The sequence below is a fragment of the Ligilactobacillus ruminis ATCC 27782 genome (assembly GCF_000224985.1).
Lineage (GTDB): Bacteria > Bacillota > Bacilli > Lactobacillales > Lactobacillaceae > Ligilactobacillus > Ligilactobacillus ruminis.
On record NC_015975.1, the window covers coordinates 1,258,358 to 1,278,985 of the forward strand.

18 protein-coding genes and 3 pseudogenes are annotated in these 20,628 nt (G+C 43.4%); 4 read left to right on the forward strand and 17 right to left on the reverse strand.

The genetic code is table 11. From position 1 onward, the window contains the following. Positions 1–56: 56 nt before the first annotated feature. From plsX to gmk, 16 genes are all read right to left on the reverse strand, one after another. Positions 57–1,097, reverse strand: coding sequence for a phosphate acyltransferase PlsX (gene plsX, locus LRC_RS06325; RefSeq protein ID WP_041820009.1), 1,041 nt, complete (start codon positions 1,095–1,097; stop codon positions 57–59). 19 nt (positions 1,098–1,116) lie between these two features. Continuing rightward, on the reverse strand, positions 1,117–3,159 hold the full coding sequence (recG, locus tag LRC_RS06330; protein WP_041820011.1) for an ATP-dependent DNA helicase RecG: 2,043 nt from the start codon (positions 3,157–3,159) through the stop codon (positions 1,117–1,119). A 94-nt stretch (positions 3,160–3,253) separates the two neighbouring features. Then, a complete protein-coding gene (locus tag LRC_RS06335) occupies positions 3,254–4,942 on the reverse strand; it encodes a DAK2 domain-containing protein (RefSeq protein WP_014073652.1) in 1,689 nt (562 codons plus the stop codon). A 28-nt stretch (positions 4,943–4,970) separates the two neighbouring features. Then, the gene (locus LRC_RS06340) at positions 4,971–5,333 is read right to left on the reverse strand and encodes an Asp23/Gls24 family envelope stress response protein (protein ID WP_003694220.1); all 363 of its coding nucleotides are present in this window, start codon (positions 5,331–5,333) and stop codon (positions 4,971–4,973) included. A 194-nt stretch (positions 5,334–5,527) separates the two neighbouring features. Further along, a complete protein-coding gene (gene rpmB, locus LRC_RS06345; protein ID WP_014073653.1) occupies positions 5,528–5,713 on the reverse strand; it encodes a 50S ribosomal protein L28 in 186 nt (61 codons plus the stop codon). A gap of 169 nt (positions 5,714–5,882) precedes the next feature. Beyond that, positions 5,883–6,530 (reverse strand): thiamine diphosphokinase, encoded by a 648-nt coding sequence (locus LRC_RS06350; RefSeq protein ID WP_014073654.1) that lies wholly within the window; start codon positions 6,528–6,530, stop codon positions 5,883–5,885. Continuing rightward, on the reverse strand, positions 6,527–7,189 hold the full coding sequence (gene rpe / locus LRC_RS06355; RefSeq protein ID WP_014073655.1) for a ribulose-phosphate 3-epimerase: 663 nt from the start codon (positions 7,187–7,189) through the stop codon (positions 6,527–6,529). The genes LRC_RS06350 and rpe overlap by 4 nt, the downstream gene beginning before the upstream one ends. Before the next feature lie 15 nt (positions 7,190–7,204). Next, positions 7,205–8,092 carry a ribosome small subunit-dependent GTPase A gene (gene rsgA / locus LRC_RS06360; protein ID WP_014073656.1) on the reverse strand — a complete coding sequence of 296 codons (888 nt, stop codon included), beginning with the start codon at positions 8,090–8,092 and terminating at the stop codon, positions 7,205–7,207. Between the two features lie 265 nt (positions 8,093–8,357). Further along, on the reverse strand, positions 8,358–10,367 hold the full coding sequence (pknB, locus tag LRC_RS06365; protein WP_014073658.1) for a Stk1 family PASTA domain-containing Ser/Thr kinase: 2,010 nt from the start codon (positions 10,365–10,367) through the stop codon (positions 8,358–8,360). Then, a complete protein-coding gene (locus tag LRC_RS06370) occupies positions 10,364–11,113 on the reverse strand; it encodes a Stp1/IreP family PP2C-type Ser/Thr phosphatase (RefSeq protein WP_014073659.1) in 750 nt (249 codons plus the stop codon). Before LRC_RS06370 ends, pknB begins: the two co-directional genes overlap by 4 nt. A 9-nt stretch (positions 11,114–11,122) precedes the next feature. Beyond that, positions 11,123–12,466 (reverse strand): 16S rRNA (cytosine(967)-C(5))-methyltransferase RsmB, encoded by a 1,344-nt coding sequence (gene rsmB / locus LRC_RS06375; RefSeq protein ID WP_014073660.1) that lies wholly within the window; start codon positions 12,464–12,466, stop codon positions 11,123–11,125. Next, positions 12,466–13,413, reverse strand: a complete 948-nt coding sequence (gene fmt, locus LRC_RS06380; protein WP_014073661.1) for a methionyl-tRNA formyltransferase — start codon at positions 13,411–13,413, stop codon at positions 12,466–12,468. Before fmt ends, rsmB begins: the two co-directional genes overlap by 1 nt. A gap of 17 nt (positions 13,414–13,430) precedes the next feature. Beyond that, entirely contained in the window at positions 13,431–15,848 is a 2,418-nt protein-coding gene (gene priA, locus LRC_RS06385; protein WP_041820013.1) for a primosomal protein N', read from the reverse strand. 11 nt (positions 15,849–15,859) lie between these two features. Then, positions 15,860–17,050: a bifunctional phosphopantothenoylcysteine decarboxylase/phosphopantothenate--cysteine ligase CoaBC gene (gene coaBC, locus LRC_RS06390; RefSeq protein ID WP_014073663.1), complete on the reverse strand. Its 1,191-nt coding sequence runs from the start codon at positions 17,048–17,050 to the stop codon at positions 15,860–15,862. Between the two features lie 88 nt (positions 17,051–17,138). Next, positions 17,139–17,354 (reverse strand): DNA-directed RNA polymerase subunit omega, encoded by a 216-nt coding sequence (gene rpoZ, locus LRC_RS06395; protein ID WP_014073664.1) that lies wholly within the window; start codon positions 17,352–17,354, stop codon positions 17,139–17,141. Next, the gene (gene gmk / locus LRC_RS06400; RefSeq protein ID WP_014073665.1) at positions 17,351–17,977 is read right to left on the reverse strand and encodes a guanylate kinase; all 627 of its coding nucleotides are present in this window, start codon (positions 17,975–17,977) and stop codon (positions 17,351–17,353) included. Before gmk ends, rpoZ begins: the two co-directional genes overlap by 4 nt. A gap of 290 nt (positions 17,978–18,267) precedes the next feature. On the opposite strand from gmk, the gene LRC_RS06405 reads away from it, so the two are divergent. Further along, positions 18,268–18,648, forward strand: coding sequence for a hypothetical protein (locus LRC_RS06405; RefSeq protein ID WP_014073666.1), 381 nt, complete (start codon positions 18,268–18,270; stop codon positions 18,646–18,648). Here the strand turns inward: LRC_RS06405 and tnpA are convergent. After that, positions 18,636–18,977 (reverse strand): annotated as a pseudogene (gene tnpA, locus LRC_RS06410) (IS200/IS605 family transposase); the annotation flags it as partial. The gene LRC_RS06405 and the pseudogene tnpA sit on opposite strands and share 13 nt — an antisense overlap. Before the next feature lie 3 nt (positions 18,978–18,980). Between tnpA and LRC_RS10620 the strand changes: the two are divergent. The 3 genes and pseudogenes from LRC_RS10620 to LRC_RS06415 all read left to right on the forward strand — a co-directional run. Then, positions 18,981–19,124 (forward strand): annotated as a pseudogene (locus tag LRC_RS10620) (zinc ribbon domain-containing protein); the annotation flags it as partial. Positions 19,125–19,267: 143 nt separating this feature from the next. Continuing rightward, positions 19,268–19,381 (forward strand): annotated as a pseudogene (locus tag LRC_RS11255) (transposase); the annotation flags it as partial. 56 nt (positions 19,382–19,437) lie between these two features. After that, entirely contained in the window at positions 19,438–20,574 is a 1,137-nt protein-coding gene (locus LRC_RS06415; protein WP_258414857.1) for an RNA-guided endonuclease TnpB family protein, read from the forward strand. The last annotated feature ends 54 nt before the right edge of the window (positions 20,575–20,628 follow it).

Consider the following 20,628-nt stretch of genomic DNA (forward strand, 5'->3'; position numbering starts at 1 on the left):
ATTAACAACAACACCAATTTTACCGATTTTTCGTTTGCTTGTAAAGGCGCCTGCAACTACTTCTGAGGTGTGTCTGAGTCGCTTTCAGCCGCTTTTTTAGCACTCAAATCTTCCCAATATTTCGTAAAGTCTTCAACCATGCGCCCATCAACCATTGTTCTGATCTGCTTCAACGTAAAGTAAACCGTCTTTGCATCGCTTGCCCCATGAGCCTTGACGACCGGTGATTTGGCTCCGAGCAAAACGGCTCCGCCATATTGCGATTGGTCCATGCGACCTTTAATATCTTTAAAAGTCGATTTGAGCATCAATGCACCAAGTTTCCCTGAGATTCCTGAATTCATGATTGAATCTTTCAAAAGGTGCATGACGGCTGAAGCAGTTCCCTCGATTGCCTTTAAAACAGCGTTACCGGTAAATCCGTCAGCCACGACCACGTCACAGACGTCGTTCATCAAATCGCGAGCTTCAACGTTTCCGACAAAATTCAGCGATTTGTCGGCTTCAATCAGATTATGCGCTTCAAGGGTAAGTTTGCTGCCTTTATGCGGTTCCGTCCCGTTATTCAGCAGACCGATACGCGGATTTTGGATGCCGCGAACGTTTTCAGCATAGTATTTTCCCAAAAGAGCATATTGATAAAGATGTTCTGGTTTGCTGTCGGCATTTGCACCTGAATCAAGCAGATTAAACGAACCAGACGTTCCTGAAACCATTGGAAGCGTCGAGAGCAGTCCCGGACGCGGAATCCCTTTGATGCGCCCGACAATCAGCAAGCCTGCCGCCAGCAGCGCCCCTGTATTTCCGCATGAAAACAATGCATCCGCCTCCCCGCTTTTTACTGCCTGGGCAGCCATCACAAGAGAGGAGTCCTTCTTTTTTCTGACGGCCTTGACAGGCTCGTCATTCATCCCGATTACTTCGCTTGAATGAACAACGGTAATCCTGTCCTTGTTTTTGAGTAATCCATTAATCTGCTTTTCGTCTCCGAAAAGCAGATATTCCGTATCAGAAAATTCGTCCCGTGCTCTTTCCACGCCTTCAACAACCGTTTTTGGCGCATAATCTCCGCCCATTGCGTCAACAGCAATCTTCATCAATAATTCCTCCGTTTTCTTAATCAAAGTTTGCGCCAGCCAATACAACAGCGCGCAAATACCGGATCAAACCGGCATTTTCTGCTCGATATTCAAAGTTTTCGTCTAAAATAATCGCACGCGCTTCTTCCATTGCAGCCTGCAGCGTATTGAAATTTGCAACCGGATCGCCAATTCTGAAATCGGGCAGTCCTGATTGCCTTGATCCAAGAACTTCACCTGGTCCTCGCAACTCAAGATCTTTTTGCGAAATGACAAAACCATCGGTCGTTTCAACCATTGTCTGCATTCTTTCTTTTCCGTAATCAGTCTTGGGATCTGCACAAAGAATGCAATATGAAGCCTTGCTTCCGCGCCCGACGCGTCCCCTGAGCTGATGGAGCTGTGCCAGGCCAAAACGATCGGCATCAAGAATCACCATGACGGTCGCATTCGGAACATCGACCCCGACTTCAACCACGGTCGTTGAAACTAAGATATCGTACTTTCCTTCTTTGAAATCTTTCATGATTTCATCTTTTTCGTCACTTTTCATTCTACCATGAAGCAAGCCGACTTTATAATATGGCGCATATCTTTTTTCAAGTTTTTCAAAAACTTCCTGAGCATTTTTCAAATCAACGGCTTCAGACTCCTCAATCAAAGGCGAAACGACATATGCCTGTGACCCGTCTTTTAGCTGTCTTTCTACAAAATCGAGGGTCGCATTCATTTGATTTTGCTTAACCCAGGAAGTCCTGATCGGCTTTCTTCCCTTCGGCAGCTCATTGATTACGGAAACGTCCATCTCTCCGTACGTCGTAATTGCAAGCGTCCTGGGTATCGGGGTGGCGGTCATTGCCAAAACGTCAGGATTTTCACCTTTTTCTCTCAATGCTTTTCTTTGATTAACGCCGAAACGGTGCTGTTCATCGGTAACGACAAGCCCCAGCTTTTTAAAAATGACCGGATCTTGAATCAAAGCATGAGTTCCGACCAAAATATCGATTTCTTTATTTGCAAGTCTTTCCAGGATATCATGCTTGACCTTTGTCTTGGAAGCTTCGGTTCCCGTCAAAAGACAAACGCTGACACCAAAATCTTGAAACAAATCACTGAGTTTTTTGGCATGCTGCTGAGCCAAAATTTCAGTCGGAGCCATCAAAGCAGCCTGAAATCCGGCAGTAACTGCAGCATACATCGCAATTGCCGCAATTACCGTTTTCCCGCTTCCGACGTCGCCTTGCAAGAGTCGATTCATATGAAGAGGACGATGCATGTCCCTGCAAATTTCGTTCACGACGCGTTTTTGTGCATTTGTCAATTCAAAGGGAAGCGCTGAAATAAAACGTTTGAGCATGGAATTATCGTACTTGATCAATAGACCGGCGTCATTTCGATCAAGTTTTTTAAGAAGCGCAAGCCTTGCCTCATACTTGAAAAACTCGTCAAAGATGGCAGATCGTCTGGCAATTTCAAACTCCTGAGTCGTCTTTGGAAAATGCATGTCATGAATCATTTTTTTTCGATTGAGCAATCGAAATTTGCGTCTCGTTGACTCGGGAACGATTTCTTCGACCACATCCTGATATTCTTCATATGCTTTTTTAACCAGCTGTTTGATCATTTGAGCTTTGATTTTTTTTGACGCACGGTAAACTCCTGCAATATCTTCTTGACTCCCTCCATTTGAAAAAAGTTTCATTCCAGTCATGCTCTGCCTTGCGGTATCGTATTTTCCGTAAACGGCTACGTCTGAGCCCGGCTGAACCCGGTCTTTTAAATAAGCCTGTCCAAAGAAGGTAATCTGAATGACGTCATGACCTGCCAACAGTTTGAAATTCAGACGATTTTTGGCCCTGCCGAAACGAACGACGACCGGAGCGGTTGCAACAACACCTTGAATTACCGCCTTTTGCCCGTCAGCAAGTTCTGAAACTTCTTTTGTTGCCATATCCTCATATCTGAATGGGTAATAGCACAAAAGATCCTCAATCGTTTCAATTCCTAGTGCTTTCAGCGCCAATTCCTTTTTCGGACCGATTCCCGAAAGATTTGAAACTTTGTCTTGCAATGACCTCATCGACAAATTCACCTTCTTCTTTGATATTTAGCAAAAAAACAGGGTCACGGAAAAACGCGCGCGTTCCTCTGTGACCCTGGGTGCAGAACACGAACTATTCTACGGAAATCAAATATGGATAAACCGGCTGATTTCCTTCATGAATCTCAATTTCAAGATCTTCATCAAGCTCACTTACTGCTGTTTCAATTGCTTCTGCTTCTTCTTTATTTCCGTCTTCGCCATAAATGATGGTTACGACTTCGCTGTCTTCATCAAGCATGGCTTTCACCATTTCGATTGCGGCTTCCTTTCGATCCGGGTTTGTCACGACAATGTTTCCGTCAACGATTCCCATATAATCGTCTTTTTTGATCTCGCGCCCTTCAATCGTCGTATCGCGAACGGCAATCGTAACCTGACCCGAGATGACGGTATCAAGCTCATCCGTCATTGCCTCTTTGTTTTCTTCGAGATCTGCGTCTTTGCTGAACCCAAGCATTGCGGCCATCCCTTGAGCAATCGTCTTGCTTGGCACGACGACCGCGTCAACGTCACATACTTCTGCAGCCTGATCTGCGGCAAGGAAGATGTTCTTATTGTTTGGCAAAATAATGACCTTGTCTTTTTTGGTTTTGGAGATTGCATCAACGATATCCTGCGTCGAAGGATTCATCGTTTGTCCGCCGCTCAAGACGTACGTTGCTCCAAGATTCTTGAAAATTTCCGCAACCCCTTCTCCCGATGCGATTGCAATGATTCCGTAATCTCCGGAAATTTCATTTTTCGAGATTTCTTCCTCTCGTTCTTCCTCCTCATCCTTTTCAAGGATTGTTTCATGCTGAAGACGCATATTGTCAACCTTGACCTTGATCAACGAGCCAAACTTCTGACCGTATGATAAGACCATGCCCGGATGTTCGGTATGAACGTGGACCTTAACGACTTCGTCATCAGCGATAACAAGCAGCGAATCGCCGATTTCAGCCAAATAACCACGAAATTCATCATAATCGAACTTCTTTTCGACAAGTCGGCCTGCTCCCAGACGAACCATGATTTCCGTACAATAGCCGTATTTGATGTCTTCCGTATTGAGTTTGCCTTGGGCACTCTTGTGATGCTCAGCGCTGACCATCTCGTCCATTTCGACGGGAGACGGCTTATGAACTTCATCATCGCGAACGTTTCCTGACAACGCATCATAAAATCCCTGGTAGACAAACGTCAAACCTTGCCCACCGGAATCAACGACGCCGACTTCCTTTAAGACGGGCAACAAGTCAGGGGTTGTTTTTAAAGCAGCTTCTGCAGCTTCATAAGTGTCTTTCATGACGGCAACGATATCACCGCCGTCTTTGGCAACCTTCTTGGCAGCCTCTGCCGACTTCCTTGCAACCGTCAAAATCGTTCCTTCCTGAGGTTTCATTACGGCCTTATATGCCGTCTCGACACCGCCCTGAAGCGCCTGAGCCAAATCTTGCGGCGTCAATTCTTTTTTATTTGAAACGCTTTTAGCAAATCCTCTGAAAACCTGCGACAAGATAACGCCGGAATTTCCACGAGCGCCCATCAAAAGACCTTTGGCGAGTGCCTGAGCCAAATCACCAACACTTGCTGATGTTGACTCTGAAACGTATTTCGAACCGCTGGCAAATGACAGGCTCATGTTCGTGCCCGTATCACCATCCGGAACCGGAAATACGTTCAAAGAGTTAATGAATTCCGCATTCTTGTTCAACCTGTCAGAACTCGTCAAAATCATTTTTCTGAATTCCGTTTCAGTGATCTTTTCAACTTTCAACTTAAAAATCCTCCTTGGCTATCCAAGCTCAGTCTCCAATAACGCGCACGCCTTGAACGATGATGTTCACAGACTTGGCCGTTACTCCAAGCATGGTTTCCAGATTATACTTGACTTTGTCTTGAGCATTGCGGCACACTTCTGAAATCTTCGTGCCATAGCCTGCGATGATATAAACATCTACTGCAATGCCTTCATCTTCCTGACGAACAACGACGCCTTTTGCGTAATTATCACGCTTTAAGATTTCATTCAAATTATCACGAATCTGATTTTTGCTTGCCATTCCGACAATTCCAAAAATTTCGGTTGCGGCTCCGCCAACGACAGTGGCAATTACGTCATTTGAGATATCGATGTTCCCAAATTGGTTTTGAATTTTTACAGCCATTGAAAAACAGCCTCCTTAGATTAAACGTCAATTATCTTTAATTTTACCACAAACATCCACTCACCACTATACCCGAACACTCAACGTTTTGCAACTTTCGCAAAAAGCGAGGTCATCCCCTTAAAAAAGCACAAAAAAAGAACCCTGCATTTTACATGCGGGTCCTGCGTTGTCAAAGACAACATACGCCATAATTAAACGCGAGTAACTTTTCCGGATTTCAATGCACGCGTAGAAACCCAAACCTTCTTAGGCTTGCCGTCAACCAAAACGCGAACCTTTTGCAAATTCGGCTTCCAGCTGCGGTTTGTTTGGTTCAAAGCGTGTGAACGCTTTTTGCCGAAAGTTGTCTTACGGCCTGTTACAAAATCTTTTGCCATTTTTATTTCCTCCTTCGAATCATATTAGGAGCACTTTAATAAGCTCATTCACTAAATAAAATTATCATAGAAATTGCATGATTGCAAGAGTTTTCTGTCAAGGAAAATCACTTGATAGCTAGAAACGTTGTCATATCAACATTCTGTTCAATCAAAAAATAGCACTGCTTCAATCCTTGCTCCAAATAACACAAACGTTTCCGTTCTTGAAACTGAAATGGGCCGTTTCGGAAACAAATTCGTTGCTTGCAAGCGAAATAACGCGCGAAAGATTGGCATGACGAAGTCTGTATTTTTCATCATACAGATTCAAATCATCTACCGGCCCCATTGAAACGAATGCCAAGTAGCGCATGCCTTCAATCTGCTTTATTTCATGTTCTCCGGGATTATAGAAGCGAATGACGTTGTTTTTATCAATGAATTCAACCTTGGAAATCATATTCAAAAATTCAGGTCGAAGCAAGCAAAAAAGATTTGCCAACAGATGGTCGATTCTGCCGCCGGTAGCCCCGTAAATGCTGATCAGATCCGGATGAAAACGTTGTTCAATCAACCGAAGGCACAATTCGGTATCAGTATCGTCTTTTTCAGGAACCGAAGTCATCACTTCCTTGCTCATGACGTCTACCAAATATCGTTCGCGATTCGTTGATGAATCGAAGTCTCCGATTGAAAGAATCGGTTTGATTCCGGCCTCGCAAAGTCTGACCGCTCCCTTATCTGCTCCGACCCACAACTCGTCTTGACCACGCTTTTCAAGCAGTCTTTCGGGATAGTTTTCGATTGGACCGCCAACCAGAAGATTAATTTTCATTTTTCCACCTGTTTTGAAGCTTCAATCAGCTTTTTAATCTGTTCTTCAGGCGTATTTTGGGAAAAGACGTACGAACCGGCGACTGCGATCGTTGCACCGGCAGCCTTAGCCGTTTTAATCGTCTGATCGTTGATTCCGCCGTCCACTTCAATCTGATAATTCAAATTATGTTCTTTTCTGTATTTTTCAGCTTCAGCAATCTTAGAAACGGTCTCTTCCAAAAAAGCCTGTCCGCCAAACCCGGGATCAACTGTCATAATCAAAACCGAATCAACCAACGGCAGCACTTCTTTGGCAAATTCGATCGAAGTTCCCGGATTAAGCACGATTTCAGACTTCATTCCCAATTGATGAATCTTTGAAATGACGCGATGGGCATGCTTGGTTGCTTCAATGTGCACGCCGACCAAATCGGCTCCCGCAGCGGCAAAATCTTGAAGATATTTCTCCGGATTCTCAACCATCAGATGACAGTCAAAAAACAAATTGCTCAACGGTCTCAAAGCTTTGACGACGTTTGGTCCGAACGTAAGATTGTCAACGAAGTGTCCGTCCATAATATCAATGTGCAAATATTTTGCGCCGGCTTCTTCGACAGCCTTGACGTCGGCTGCCAAATTGGCAAAATCGGCACTTAAAATTGATGGTGCTATAATCACAAAAACCCCTCCAACCTAGCGTTTATACCTTGGCTTTTGTTCCTGAATCATTTTTTGGAACAATTTATAATTTTCATAACGACTTTCAAGAATTTTGCCTTCCAGAACGGCCGCTTTGACCGCACAATCAGGTTCATTGAGATGCAGACAGCCTCTGAAACGACACTGCGGTGAGTATTCATTGAAATCCTCAAACAGACTCGAAAGACGCTCTTTTTCGATTTCACGCAGTTCAAACGATGAAAAGCCGGGCGTATCAGCAATCAGATGACCCTTGACATCCATCAGAGAAACCTTCCTCGTAGTATGCCTGCCTCGACTCAAAGCCTTTGAAATCTCGCCTGTTTCAAGTTTTAGTTTCGGATCAAGTCTGTTCAGCAAGGTCGACTTCCCGGCACCGGTCTGACCCATGACGACCAAAACATTTCCTGCTTCTTCAAACAAGGCCGAGACCAGTTCTTCATCAGCCATGTTCTTTTCAGAAACCACCGTTCGATAATACTTTGAATAGTAGTCAAAAACAGGCAGCATGCGCTCTTTTGTCGTTTCATCCATCAGATCGGATTTAGAAAAATACAGTATCGGAACGATCTCGTTTTCGGACAGCATCACCAATTGACGATCAAGCAAATTGCTCGAAAAATCAGGCTCAATGCAAGCCGTAACAACGATCGCGCAATCAACATTTGCCACAGGAGGGCGAACCAGCTGGTTTTTGCGTTCCAAGATTTTAAGCACGTACCCTTCATTTTCATTATCAGCTTTGAATTCGACGTAATCACCGACCAAAGGCGTCTGACCCTTTTTTCTGAAGTTTCCGCGAGCTCTGGTTCGATACGTTTTACCTTCTGAAAATATATCGTAGTATCCGCTTAATGATTGTCTGATCTGTCCTTTTGCCAAATTTTCAACCTGCCTTTCTTGTCAGACTTAATTTTACACCAAAGAAAGGGGTTAAAACAAGATTCATGTCCATGGCTTTTGTCGTTGCGTTTATGACTGATTGAGGAAAAGGCTGCTGTCTATTTGTCAAAAGGTTGATTTTTTGGAACGTTTCCATCATGGAAGGTGATTGTCATGCACATGAAAAAAGGATTAGATTTGCAATCAACTGCAAATCTAATCCGGATTTTTAATTGAGGCAGAGTTTTTTCCAAGCCTCCGTTTTTTATGGCGTAACGTTGTCGTCTTCGACAAGCACGGTTCCGTCAGACGCAACCACCTTGTACTTGCCGACCTGGCCTGAATCAACGCTAAAGTTTACTGTTTCACTGGCATCGGCACTGATCGGCATCGTTTTGTACACTTTATTGAAATTATGATTCTTATCGGAAACATAGATGATGACCGTAACCGGATGACCGTCTTTTCCTTTGTAAGGAATCGAGATGCTCTTCGTGAAATTCAGCCCCCTGTCTTCTTGCTTATTTGAAGAACTTGAAGATGATGATGAAAAACTTGAAGATGATGATGAAGCCGAAAACTCCTCCTTTTTTCCGGTCGAAATCGACACGGTCAAGTTGCTTCCGCGACCAACATAGGTATTGGCGATAGGATACTGAGCAACGACGGTATTAACCGGTTCGTCAGAATCAATTCGCCTGATAATGAGATTCAGGCTGCTTTCTTCGGCATAGTCCTGAACTTCTTTAAGGGAGTACCCCCTAAGATCACGAACCATAATATTTTTGGCCCCAAGACTGACGGTAAAGGAAACCGTTGCTTGAGACAGTACGATTTTTTCTTTCGGCGGAATCGATTGATCAATAATCTCGCCTTTGGCATACTTATTTGAATACTTCGTTTCCTTGTAGACGGTCACGCCCCTTTTTTGCAAAAATTTCTTGACCGAATTATAGCTTCTGCCGCGATAGTTGCCAAATTTGACTTTTTCAAGGCCTTTAGAAACAACGACGTTGACGGCGGTATTTTCTTTAACCTTCGTTCCGTATTCCGGATTGCTCGTAATAATCTGATTATAGCTGAATTTTTCACTGTAGCGATAGGAAACCTTGCCTAAAGAAAGCTTCTCATCTTTCAGCATTCTGGAAGCTTCCGAGCGCGTCATTCCTCGCAAGTCAGGGACCGCAACGTCTTTTGGTCTAAGCGTCAAACAGAATACCAAAATGAACAAGATCAAGATTGCGCTGAATAAAAACCACTTGTGCTTGCCCTTCATCAAAAATGACCACCATTTGGACTTGACAGATGTACCTAAGACTTCTGACACTTCTGCTTCTAATTCTTTAACCTGATCCGATTCTTCTTGTTCCGTGACGGATTTGTCCAATGTCGGCAAAACTTTGGTTTCTCCGTCAACGACAGTGGCAGAATGCCACTTCGGTTCATTGATGCGATTTGAAGAAAGTGATGTTCTCAGATCCCTTTCCATTTCTGCAACGTTTTGATAGCGATCGTTCAAATTTTTGGCCGTTGCATGCAAAACAACGTTTTCCAAAGCTTGCGGTATCTTCTTGTCATATTTTCGAACCGACGGCATTTCGTTTTGATAATGCTTCAAAGCAATTGAAACGGCCGTTTCTCCCTCGTAAGGAACATGACCGGTCAACATCTCGAACAATACGATTCCCAACGAATAGATGTCAGATTGCTTGGTAATGATGCTTCCTCTCGCCTGCTCCGGAGAAATATAGTGAACGGACCCCATCAGCGTATTGGTACGCGTCATCGTTTCTTCAGCCGCAGCAACCGCAATTCCGAAATCCGTGACTTTAACATTGCCGTTCTTATCCATTAAAATATTTTGAGGTTTCAAATCGCGATGGATGATTCCATGGGCATGAGCTTCATCGACGGCGGACAAAATCTGCAAGAAAATTTCGATAATTCTTGCATATGGCACAGGGTGATTTCTGGCAATATATTCCTTGAGGTCCGTTCCGTCAACATATTCCATTACCAGGTACTGCATCCCGTTGTCTTCATCAACGTCATAGATATTGACAATGTAGGGATTTACGAGTTCGGTCAAAGAGTTGGCTTCACGTCTGAAACGCCTGATTGCCGCTTGATCGTCACGCAAATCCAGACGCAAAATCTTAACGGCAACATCACGATTCAAAATCAGGTCACGTGCCAGGTAAACGTTGGCCATGCCTCCTTCGCCAAGCAATCTGACAATTTTGTAGCGCCCGCTTAAAGCATATCCTTCTCTCATGGCATGTCACCGTCCTTTGAGGAAAAATCAGCTAGCAAAACAGTAATGTTGTCATTACCACCGTTTTCATTCGCCTTTGCGATCAGTTCTTGACACTGATCATCCAACGATTCATCTTTTTGAAGAACTTTTTCAATTGCGTCATCATCGACCATATTGGTCAGTCCGTCTGAACAAAGCATCACCTTGTCTCCCGAACCCAAGATCAGTTCATCAAAATCAAGCGAAACGTTCTCAGAAATTCCCAACGTCCTTGTCACAATATTTTTTTGCGGATGGTGTTTTGCTTCATCTGCACTGATTTCTCCTCGTTTGACCAGCTCGTTGACAAGAGAATGGTCTTCAGTAAGCTGTACAAGTTTTTGATCATGCAAAATATATGCGCGACTGTCGCCGAGATGGGCAATCAGGCACTTGTTCTCAAAAAACATGGCACAAACAACGGTCGTCCCCATTCCTTCGAGATCTTGATATTGTTTCGATCGCTCAATAATCATCTGATTTTCGCATGAAAGCTTTTCTTCCAACCAGACTTTGGCATCATTAGAATTATTGAGCTCAGTTTGTTCAAACAGATACCCAAGATGAGAAACAGCCATTTCAGAAGCAACTTCACCGCCTTGATAGCCCCCAAGTCCGTCAGCCAAAATTACAAAAACAACGTTGAATCTATTTTTGAAATTTCCAACGCTATCTTCATTTTTGGCACGTTTTCTGCCGACATCGCTGCCATATGCTATTCTCATCTAATCACCTCATTCCTCTTTTTTCATCAATGTTGCGATAAAGAACCCGTCCGATCCGAAATCATCCGGATATATAGTCAACCCTAAAGTTTTTCTTTCATCTTTGATTTTAAAGCTTGTTTCTGTCTTGATCTGATAAAATTCAGGATGCCGTTTCAAAAAAGCATCCACGGTTGCTTGATTTTCTTCATTCAAAATCGTACAGGTACTGTATGTCAGTCTCCCTCCCGGTTTGACTAGTTCTGCAACCTGATCGAGAATTCCGACCTGAACGTCGTGCAAAGAAAGCGAGTCTTTAAAATGCTTGTCATATTTTACCTCAGGCTTTCTTCTCATCAATCCGAGTCCTGAACATGGCGCATCAATCAAAACTTTGTCAAAACTTTCTTCATCAAATTCCTCTTTTGCTTTTCTGGCATCCGTTTTTTTAGCCGTCACATAATTGGTTACGCCGCAAAGTTCGGCATTTTTCTCAATCAATCCGACCTTATGGGCGTGGATGTCAAGAGCATATACCCTTCCGCTGTCGAGAACGGCTGCAATCTGCATCGTTTTTCCGCCTGGGGCAGCACAACCATCCAAGACAACGTCCGTTGACTTAACGTCCATTGAATCCACTGCAAGCATGGCGCTTTCGTCCTGAACAGTCACCAAACCTCTTTTATAAGCATCGCTGTGAGGAATAAAACCACCGCTTACGCGCAGTCCAAGCGGTGAAACAAGACTTTTTGAAACCTTGAAACCCTCTTTTTCCAATGCTGAGACGGCTTGATGAACCGTATTTTTCGCAAGATTGACCCGAATGCTTTGGGCCGGTGGCTCATTGATCGATTTTAAGAGACTGATGGTTTTTTCAAAACCAAGTTCTTCAGTCAGTTTTTCAACGAGCCATTTTGGCGTGCTTGATTCAATACTGATTTTTTCCGCAGAATCTTTGACGTTACTTGGATCGGGAAGACCTTTGCGCTCGATTTCGTGCAAAATTCCGGTCACGAATCGTCTGATTCCTTCGTGACCGTTGACCTTTGCAATTTCAATCGTTTCGTTGAAAATGGCACGTTTCGGGATCTTGTCAAGATACAGCTGCTGATAGAGAGCCGTTTTCAAAAGTTCGTAAACCCACGGCTCCACCTTGCGCCCGTTCTTTATGAAACCGTCAAGATAAAATTCCAAGGTGAGCTTTCGTTGAATGACTCCATAGACGATGTTTGTCAAAAGACCGACGTCTCTTTCATCAAGCTGGCTTTTTTTTATTGTCTGATTCAATGCCAGGTTGGAATATGAGCCGTTTTTTTCGATTCGCTCCAACAGTTTGACCGCCAAGAAGCGCGGGTTTCTATCAAGTTTTTTCATTAAACAATCACCTTTTGTCCAGCCTCAAGTCCCTTGCCGATTCCGTTCAGATAATCCGTTGCCTTCATTTTCGGTTTCCCGGCCGGCTGCAGCTCATTTATCCTGTAAACGGTACCGTCTGCTGCCGCCATCTTCAAAACGTGCTTTCCGGCTTCAACGACCGTCCCGCTGGCAAAGGCAGTTTTTTCATCCAAAACGGAAATATCCCAAAGTTTCGTGCGCTTTCCCAAAAAATCAGCAAAATAAGCACCCGGAGTCGGACGCAGCGCCCTGATTTTCCAATCAAGCTCGCGCGCGGTTGACTCAAGCGACAATTCTTCTTCTTCCGGTTTGATGGTCGGAGAAAAAACGACCCTCTCTTCATTTTGAGCAATCGGTTTGATCGTTCCGTCCAAAATTTTGGGAATCGTTTCAAGCAATGTATCGCGTCCAAGGATGCTCATTTTTTGAAAAACGGTTGCCGTATCATCATTTTCTTCAATCGGCATTTTTGCTTGCGCAAGCATTGCGCCGGCATCCATTTTCTTGACCATATAAATGATCGTCACGCCAGTTTCACTGTCACCGTTCATAATCGCATACTGTACTGGAGCCCCGCCGCGATATTTTGGCAAAAGCGATCCATGCACGTTGATTGCGGCCACTTTTGCGGCTTCAATCAGCTTGTTCGGCAAAAACTGACCAAATGCGGCCGTGACGATCAAATCTGGTTTCAATTCAATAATTCGGTCCATTTCAGCGCTTCCGGAAATTTTTTCCGGTTGCAAAACTTCTATTCCGTGTCTTACCGCTGTTTCTTTAACCGGGGAAGCAGTCAAAACGTGCTTGCGGCCAACATATCGATCAGGTTGGGTCACGACGGCTTTCACGTCATAGCCTCCCCTGATCAATCCCTCCAAGATCGGTGCGGAAAACTTCGGCGTTCCCATAAAAACAATTGATGTCATTTTATCTTTCCTTCCTGTTACATAAAGCTGATCGGATCACGGTCAATAATCAATTTCAGGCCCTTCGGTTCATCCGTCTGACTTCTGACCAAAAGATCCTGCAAATACTCTTCAAGTCGAGGTTCCTTTTTATATTCAATCACAATCTGATAATAGTAGCGATTATTCACGCGCATGATGGCCTTTGGCGTAGGCCCAAGAATCTTTGCGGATTTGCTCAAAACCTGGCTCAGTTCCCTTCTTATTTCATACATCTTCCTACAGGCATCAGCTTCATTGTCATAGCTTGCGGTAATTTTGATCGTAAAATAGTACGGCGGATACCCCAAACGATGCCTGAGCTGCATTTCATAAGCATAAAAACGCTCATATTCCTGCGTGCACGCAAATTGAATCGCATAATGCTCCTTGTTAAAAGTCTGAATCACGACTTCGCCGTTTTTATCCGCACGTCCGGCGCGACCGCTGACCTGCGTCAAAAGCTGAAAAGTCTTTTCGCTTGATCGAAAATCAGGCAGTCCCAAGGCAGTGTCGGCATTCAAAACCCCAACGAGAGTGACGTCGGGAAAGTCAAGGCCCTTGGCAATCATTTGCGTTCCCAGCAAAATATCGGCCTCGTGCCGGCCGAAACGCTCCAGAAGGCGTTCATGCGCTCCTTTGCGTCGCGTAGTATCGACGTCCATTCGCAGAACTCTGGCATTTGGAAGCAATTCATGCAGTTGTTCCTCGACTTTTTGCGTGCCCGTTCCATAATAGCGAATCTTATTGCTTCGGCAGCTCGGACAAATTCTTGGAATTGACTCCTCATGCCCGCAATAATGACACTTCATACTGTGCGTATCCATATGAAGCGTCAACGAAATGTCGCAATTCGGACACTTTAAGACAAAGCCGCATTCTCGACACATGACAAATGAAGAGTATCCTCTTCGATTAAGCATCAAAACGACTTGTTCGTCTCTTTTAAGATGCTCTTTGATTTTCGTCAGTAATTCAGCTGAAAAATCAGGCGATGGCGCGCTTTTTAAAGCTTCGCGCATGTCAACAAGTTCTACGTGAGGCATCGGACGTCCGTTGATGCGTTTCGTCAAAAGCAAACGCTGATAGACGCTTTTTTGACCACGTGCCCTCGACTCCAAAGAAGGCGTTGCAGAACCCAAAACAACCGGGCAATGATGATGTTTTCCGCGCCAAATTGCCACTTCGCGCGCATTATAACGCGGCATTTCATCTTGCTTATAACTGGTTTCATGCTCTTCATCCATAATAATTATGCCAATCCGGTCAAGCGGCGCAAAAACAGCAGAGCGTGCCCCGACAACTACTTGCGCTTCACCGCGTTCGATTCTGCGCCATTCGTCAAAACGTTCACCATCGGAAAGCGCACTGTGAAGCATTGCCACCTTTGGTCCAAAACGTCCTTTGACGCGTCGGACCATCTGCGGCGTCAGCGAAATTTCCGGAACAAGCATCAAAGCCTTTTTTGAAAGCTTGAGAGCGTGGGCTATCGTTTGAAGATAAACCTCCGTCTTTCCGCTTCCCGTCACGCCCTGAAGCAGGAAAACATCGCTTTCTTCTTGCTCAATTGCCTGATTTATCCTTGTAACGCAAACGTTTTGTTCGGCCGTCAGCTTCCTTGGCGAAGATGATTCTGTTGTTGCGTTTTCTGAAGGATTTCGATAGGTCTCTTTTGAAACAAGACTCAGCCAGCCTGAGTTTTCGGCTTGTTTGACGTCATTTGACGTAAAGCTGTTTTGTTTTTGAAATTTGATTCTTTCAACCGAATCATTTCCAAGATCCAAGAGCTTTTCAAGCATCCGTTTCTTTTTGGTTGCAGTCTTTCTTTGGGCGTTTAAAAATGCAGAGATGTTTTCCGCAGTAATTTTTGACTTGATAAATTCAGTTTCTTTGACTCGTGCCCTGTCATTTACGTGATAGACGATCTCAACTTTATCTTTTTTGCGCAGTCCATAAATTTTCCGCCTGATTTTTGCGTCCATCTTGTCGTCAAAAGCCAAAAGGTTGTTTTGATCAAATAACTTCTTGATTTCCGGTTCGACGTTTTCATCCAGCAAACGAATGCTCTTTTCATAACCGGCACGCATAACGTTCGGCAGCATCGTCTGAAGACATGAAATTTTGAACGAAAACGTGTAATTTGCCATCCAATCCGCAAGCTGCAAGGCTTCTTCGTTTAAAACCGGCACAAAGTCCATCAAAGAAATTATTTTTTTGATTTCAAAATCCTCATCCGGCTTTTGATTTGAGACATCAAGCACGAATCCCTGTATCTTTCGCGATCCTTTTCCGAAAGGAACAACGCAACGCATCCCTGCCTGAATCTGCTCTTCCAATTCGCTCGGAACAAGATAAGTATAGGGTTTGTTCGTCTGCATCGTCGGAACATCAACGATTACTTGTGCGTAAAGACTCATCCGTTCACCCCTCATAGACTGGACAGCTCGCTCAAGACGTCTTGCGCGATTTTTTCTTTGGAAGTTTTGGAGATCTTCTTTTTAGCACCGTTTCTAAACAGCAAAAAAACCTCGTTTTCATCAGAACCAAAACCGACGTCCTTTCTTGAAACGTCATTTGCGACCAACAAGTCGACGTTTTTCTCAGTCAGTTTCTTTTGAGCATTTTCTAGCAGATTTTCTGTTTCAGCCGCAAATCCGACTAATTTTTGTTTTGTTTTCCTTTCGCCCAAAAGCTTTAAGATGTCAACGTTTCGAACCAGCCTAAGATTCCAGTCACCGTCAGATTTTTTGACCTTTTCGTCATAAAACTTCTCAGGACGATAATCGGCAACTGCAGCCGCCATGATTACGACATCAGCTTCTTCGTAACGTTTCAAAACTTCTGAAGCCATCTCATCGGCAGTAACCGTTTCGACCATCTCAACGCCGGGAATATCTGCCAATCTGACCGGGCCGTGAACGAGCGTGACGTCAGCACCAAATGCAGCCGCATTTTCAGCTAGCGCATAGCCCATCTTGCCGCTCGAACGATTCGTCAAAAAGCGCACCGGATCAATCGGTTCGACAGTTCCGCCAGCAGTGACAATGATTTTTTCCCCACTAAGATCAATTAGTTGCTCAGCTCTGCATTTTTCATCGATATACGAAAAAATTTCCTTTGGTTCCTTCATTCGTCCCTTTCCGGAATAGCCTTCCGCCAAAAAGCCGTAATCAGGTTCAATAATCTCAATGCCGTCTGCTTTCAAACGTTTCAAATTTCTCTTGACGGCAGGATTTGTCAACATTTTCTCATTCATCGCGGGAACGACGAAGACAGGCGCATCCGTTGCGAGCAAAGACGTCGAAACCGCATCGTCTGCAATTCCGTTTGCCATCTTCCCAATAATGTCGGCCGTTGCCGGAACGACGACTGCCAAATCGGTCCAATCGGCAAGATCGATGTGTGCAACCTGAGAATCATTATTCTGATCAAACAAATCCGATACGACTTTGTTTTTGCAAAGCGTTTCGAACGTCAGCGGACTTACGAATTCAGCCGCGCTTTTCGTCATTGCGCAACGAACTTCATATCCATGCTTTACAAATTCTCTGACGCAATAAGCAGCCTTATATGCTGCGATTCCGCCTGTAATATAAAATGCTACGTGTTTTGAAGTCAAAATAAGCCCCCCTCATTCATGCTTTAATTTTACCACATTGAAGCGCAAAAAAAGAGACTAAGAAATTGCTTAGTCTCTTGAAACGCATTTATCCTTCTTGACCTTCAGATTTAATCCTGAGTTTTCCGGCCACGACCTCTTCCAAAGCACGACCAACGTTTTTAACTGACTTATATTCGCTTTCCTCAAGCATCGGGGATGCACCGGCATCCAGTTCATGCGCACGCTTGGAAGCAAGCAAAATAAGCGAATAGCGCGAATCAACGCGTTCAAGCAACTCATCGACTGATGGATATAAAATCATATCTCCGTTCCCTCCAGTTTTAATTGTTTTTTGTAATCAGGCAAGAAACGCTTTACGCGCCAACGTTCGGCACGAATAATCGTCTTGATTTTTTCGGCTGCTTTTGGTACTTCGTCATTTACGACCGCATAATCATAATTTTGCATCATTTCGATTTCACCGACGGCTTTTTTCATTCGCTTGTCGATTGTTTCAAGGTCATCCGTTCCGCGATTGACGATCCGTTGACGCAATTCCATCAAATCAGGCGGCGTTAAAAAGATGAACAATCCGTCCGGAGCTTTTTTGCGAACCTGCATTGCACCGTTGACTTCAATTTCCAAAAAAACGTCCTTGCCAGCATCCAACATTTCATTAACGTATTTTAACGGTGTTCCATAGTAGTTGTCAACATATTTGGCATATTCAAGCATGCCACCGGACCCAATTTCTTTTTCAAACTCTTCTTTTGAAACAAAATAATAGTCTTTGCCATTCACTTCACCGGGACGCATCTTCCTCGTCGTCATCGAAATTGAATAGTGAAAGTTGTTATCATCTTGAGAAAAAATTTCTTTTCGAACAGTGCCCTTACCGACGCCTGACGGACCGGACAAGACGATCAGCATACCTCTTTTAGCCATTGCTGCTAACCCCTCCAAAAATAGTATTAATTATTATATTGCACTTTTTACGAAGTATTTTCAACCCATCAGCGGATATTTGTCGCATTTTTACATATTTTAACTTGTTTTTTAATTTTAATTTAAGGATTTTGGAAAAGAGAGAAAAAGCAACAAATATCTTTGCCAAAATTACCGCCTAAAATAAGTGAACGTATTTTTGTTTTATTCTTGATTTTTCGAACTTATGTTTATATAATAAGCTTATAGTAAACAAACGTTCCTATTGGACTTTAAGGGGGATCAGAAATATGCTTAAAGCATTCCTTTCTCAGGAAAAAATATCTAAAATCAAGCAGACATTCAAAACTATCTTTGAAAACGGCAAAGATATCAAAAAGGAACCAAGCATGCCAAAAGAACAGCTGCGTCTGTTCATCAGTAAAGCCGCTCAGAACAAACAAGAGGTCATCTTGCAGCTTAATTGGACAGACGGAGAAATCGAAGAGGTCAGCGGAACAATCACTTTGCTGCATTCACGCACCGATGCCATTCTTCTCAAAAATAAGGCTGATCATTCTATGGGATATCCGATCAGAATTGAACAAATCAATTACCTGTCTTTAATTATGTCTGGCCGGGAATCCCGTGACTTTAGTCATGGGATGGATAGGCCCTATCAAGCTCTGTAAGGAGCTTTTTTCATCTCATTGTATTTTTGATCGTTTATATATTTCTCGACTGTTTCTTTGCTCATATTGCCTGACGTGCTCATGTAGCAGCCAGGCGACCATAAATGACCATCCCAGGATTGGGACTGCCGAATTTACGGGTGTCGACGCAAGAAAATAAAGGCTCTTCTGCCTTTGAGCGCTTTGATGGCGCTGGTCGGTGCCTTGCCAGGCGGAAAGCTGATCAAGACATGAACATGGTCAGGCATAACTTCCGTTTCCTCGATTACGATTTCGTTATCCTCAGCCACCCGCCATAGGATCTTCTTCATTTCGTTTGATAACTCATCAGCGGCTTTGTGATGGGGACTGATGATACTAAAAAGCTAACCTTGGCTGATCGTGAATGGACGTGTCCTAACTGTGGCACTCGCCATATTCGTGACTGGAACGCAGCTAAAAACATTCTTGATAAGGGAACAGCTAAACTATCCTAGCTTATCTGTACCTATGGCAACCCGGGGACATAAAAGACATTGCCGCTGCATTTGGCAACGGGATTTTTTAACAATTTACCCTGAAGGGGCGAGAATGCCCCCACTTCTCTAAGTGGGGGATGAATCGCCTCTTTTGAAGCACTCAGCGCTTCTTTTTTAAGGAAGCTTTTTGGACTAAAAGCTACTGTTTGATTTCCACTGGCGGAGTTTCAATTGACGTAATTAAACAATATATTGAAAGGCAAGGTCAAAAATAGTGGTTTTAAAAGCGTTCAAATTGAGATTATATCCTAATAAAACGTAACGCAATCAGATTCATGTTAATTTTGGTTGTGCTCGTTTTGTGTGGAATCAAATGCTTAATATGCACATTGAACGCTATAAAAACAATAAAAAGGCTAAATTCCAAGGCAGATATTCAATGGATGTCATGCTGACAGCTTTAAAAATAGAATATCCTTGGTTAAAACAGGCAGAGTCTACGTCTCTTCAAAGAGTAAATCGAGATTTGGACGACGCTTTTCAAAAATTTTTCAATCATAGCCTTCAAAATGGTTTTCCAAGGTTTAAATCAAAGAAAAACACTAACCAAAGCTATACTTCTAAATTTGTCAATAATAATATTAGAATTGTGGATGAACATCACATTAAACTGCCTAAACTAGGCTTAGTGTACTTTAAAGCCGGCAGAATATTAAATGGCAAGATTAGAGCTGTTACAGTTCGCGTTAATTCAAGAAAACAATATCAGGCCAGTATCTTAGTTGAAAGTGAAAACCAAACTTTCAAAAAGACTAAGAAGTCTGTCGGGATTGATTTAGGGTTAAAAAGTCTCACTGTCACTTCTGACGGTCAAAAAGAAGACATTCTCAAAGTTGATGACAGGCTGAATAAACAATTAAGAATTTGGGAACGTAAAAAATCCAGACGCTATGAAAATGCTAAAAAAGCGATGGCTTTTGATGAGCATGATAAAGTCTTATTTCCCAGAACGGACTTAAAGCAATTTCCGCGCTATCAGCAGGCTGTGAGAACTGTAGCCAAACTTAAGAAACATATTGCTGAACGAAGAAGAGACAATCTGCACAAGTTGACAACTAGATTGGTTAAAGATTATGACACTATTGTAGTTGAAAATTTAAGTGTAAAGAACATGATAAAAAATCATCATCTGTCTGCCTCAATTGCCAATGCTTCCTGGGGAACTTTAATCAGTCAGCTTAAATATAAATGTGCATGGTATGGCAAAAAATTAATTATCATAGACCCTAAAAATACCAGTCGTATTTGTCATGAATGCAAACAAAAAAATCACGAGTTTGACAGCCTTTCTCAGTCAGAATGGCTAGCTGCTCGTGAATGGGACTGTCCTAATTGTCATGCGCATCTCGATAGAGATGTAAACGCAGTTAAAAATATCTTGGCTAAAGGATTAGAAACTCTGGCTTAATAATAAACAGGTATGGAACGTACCTTGGTAAATAGCGGTGACCTCTACCAACTT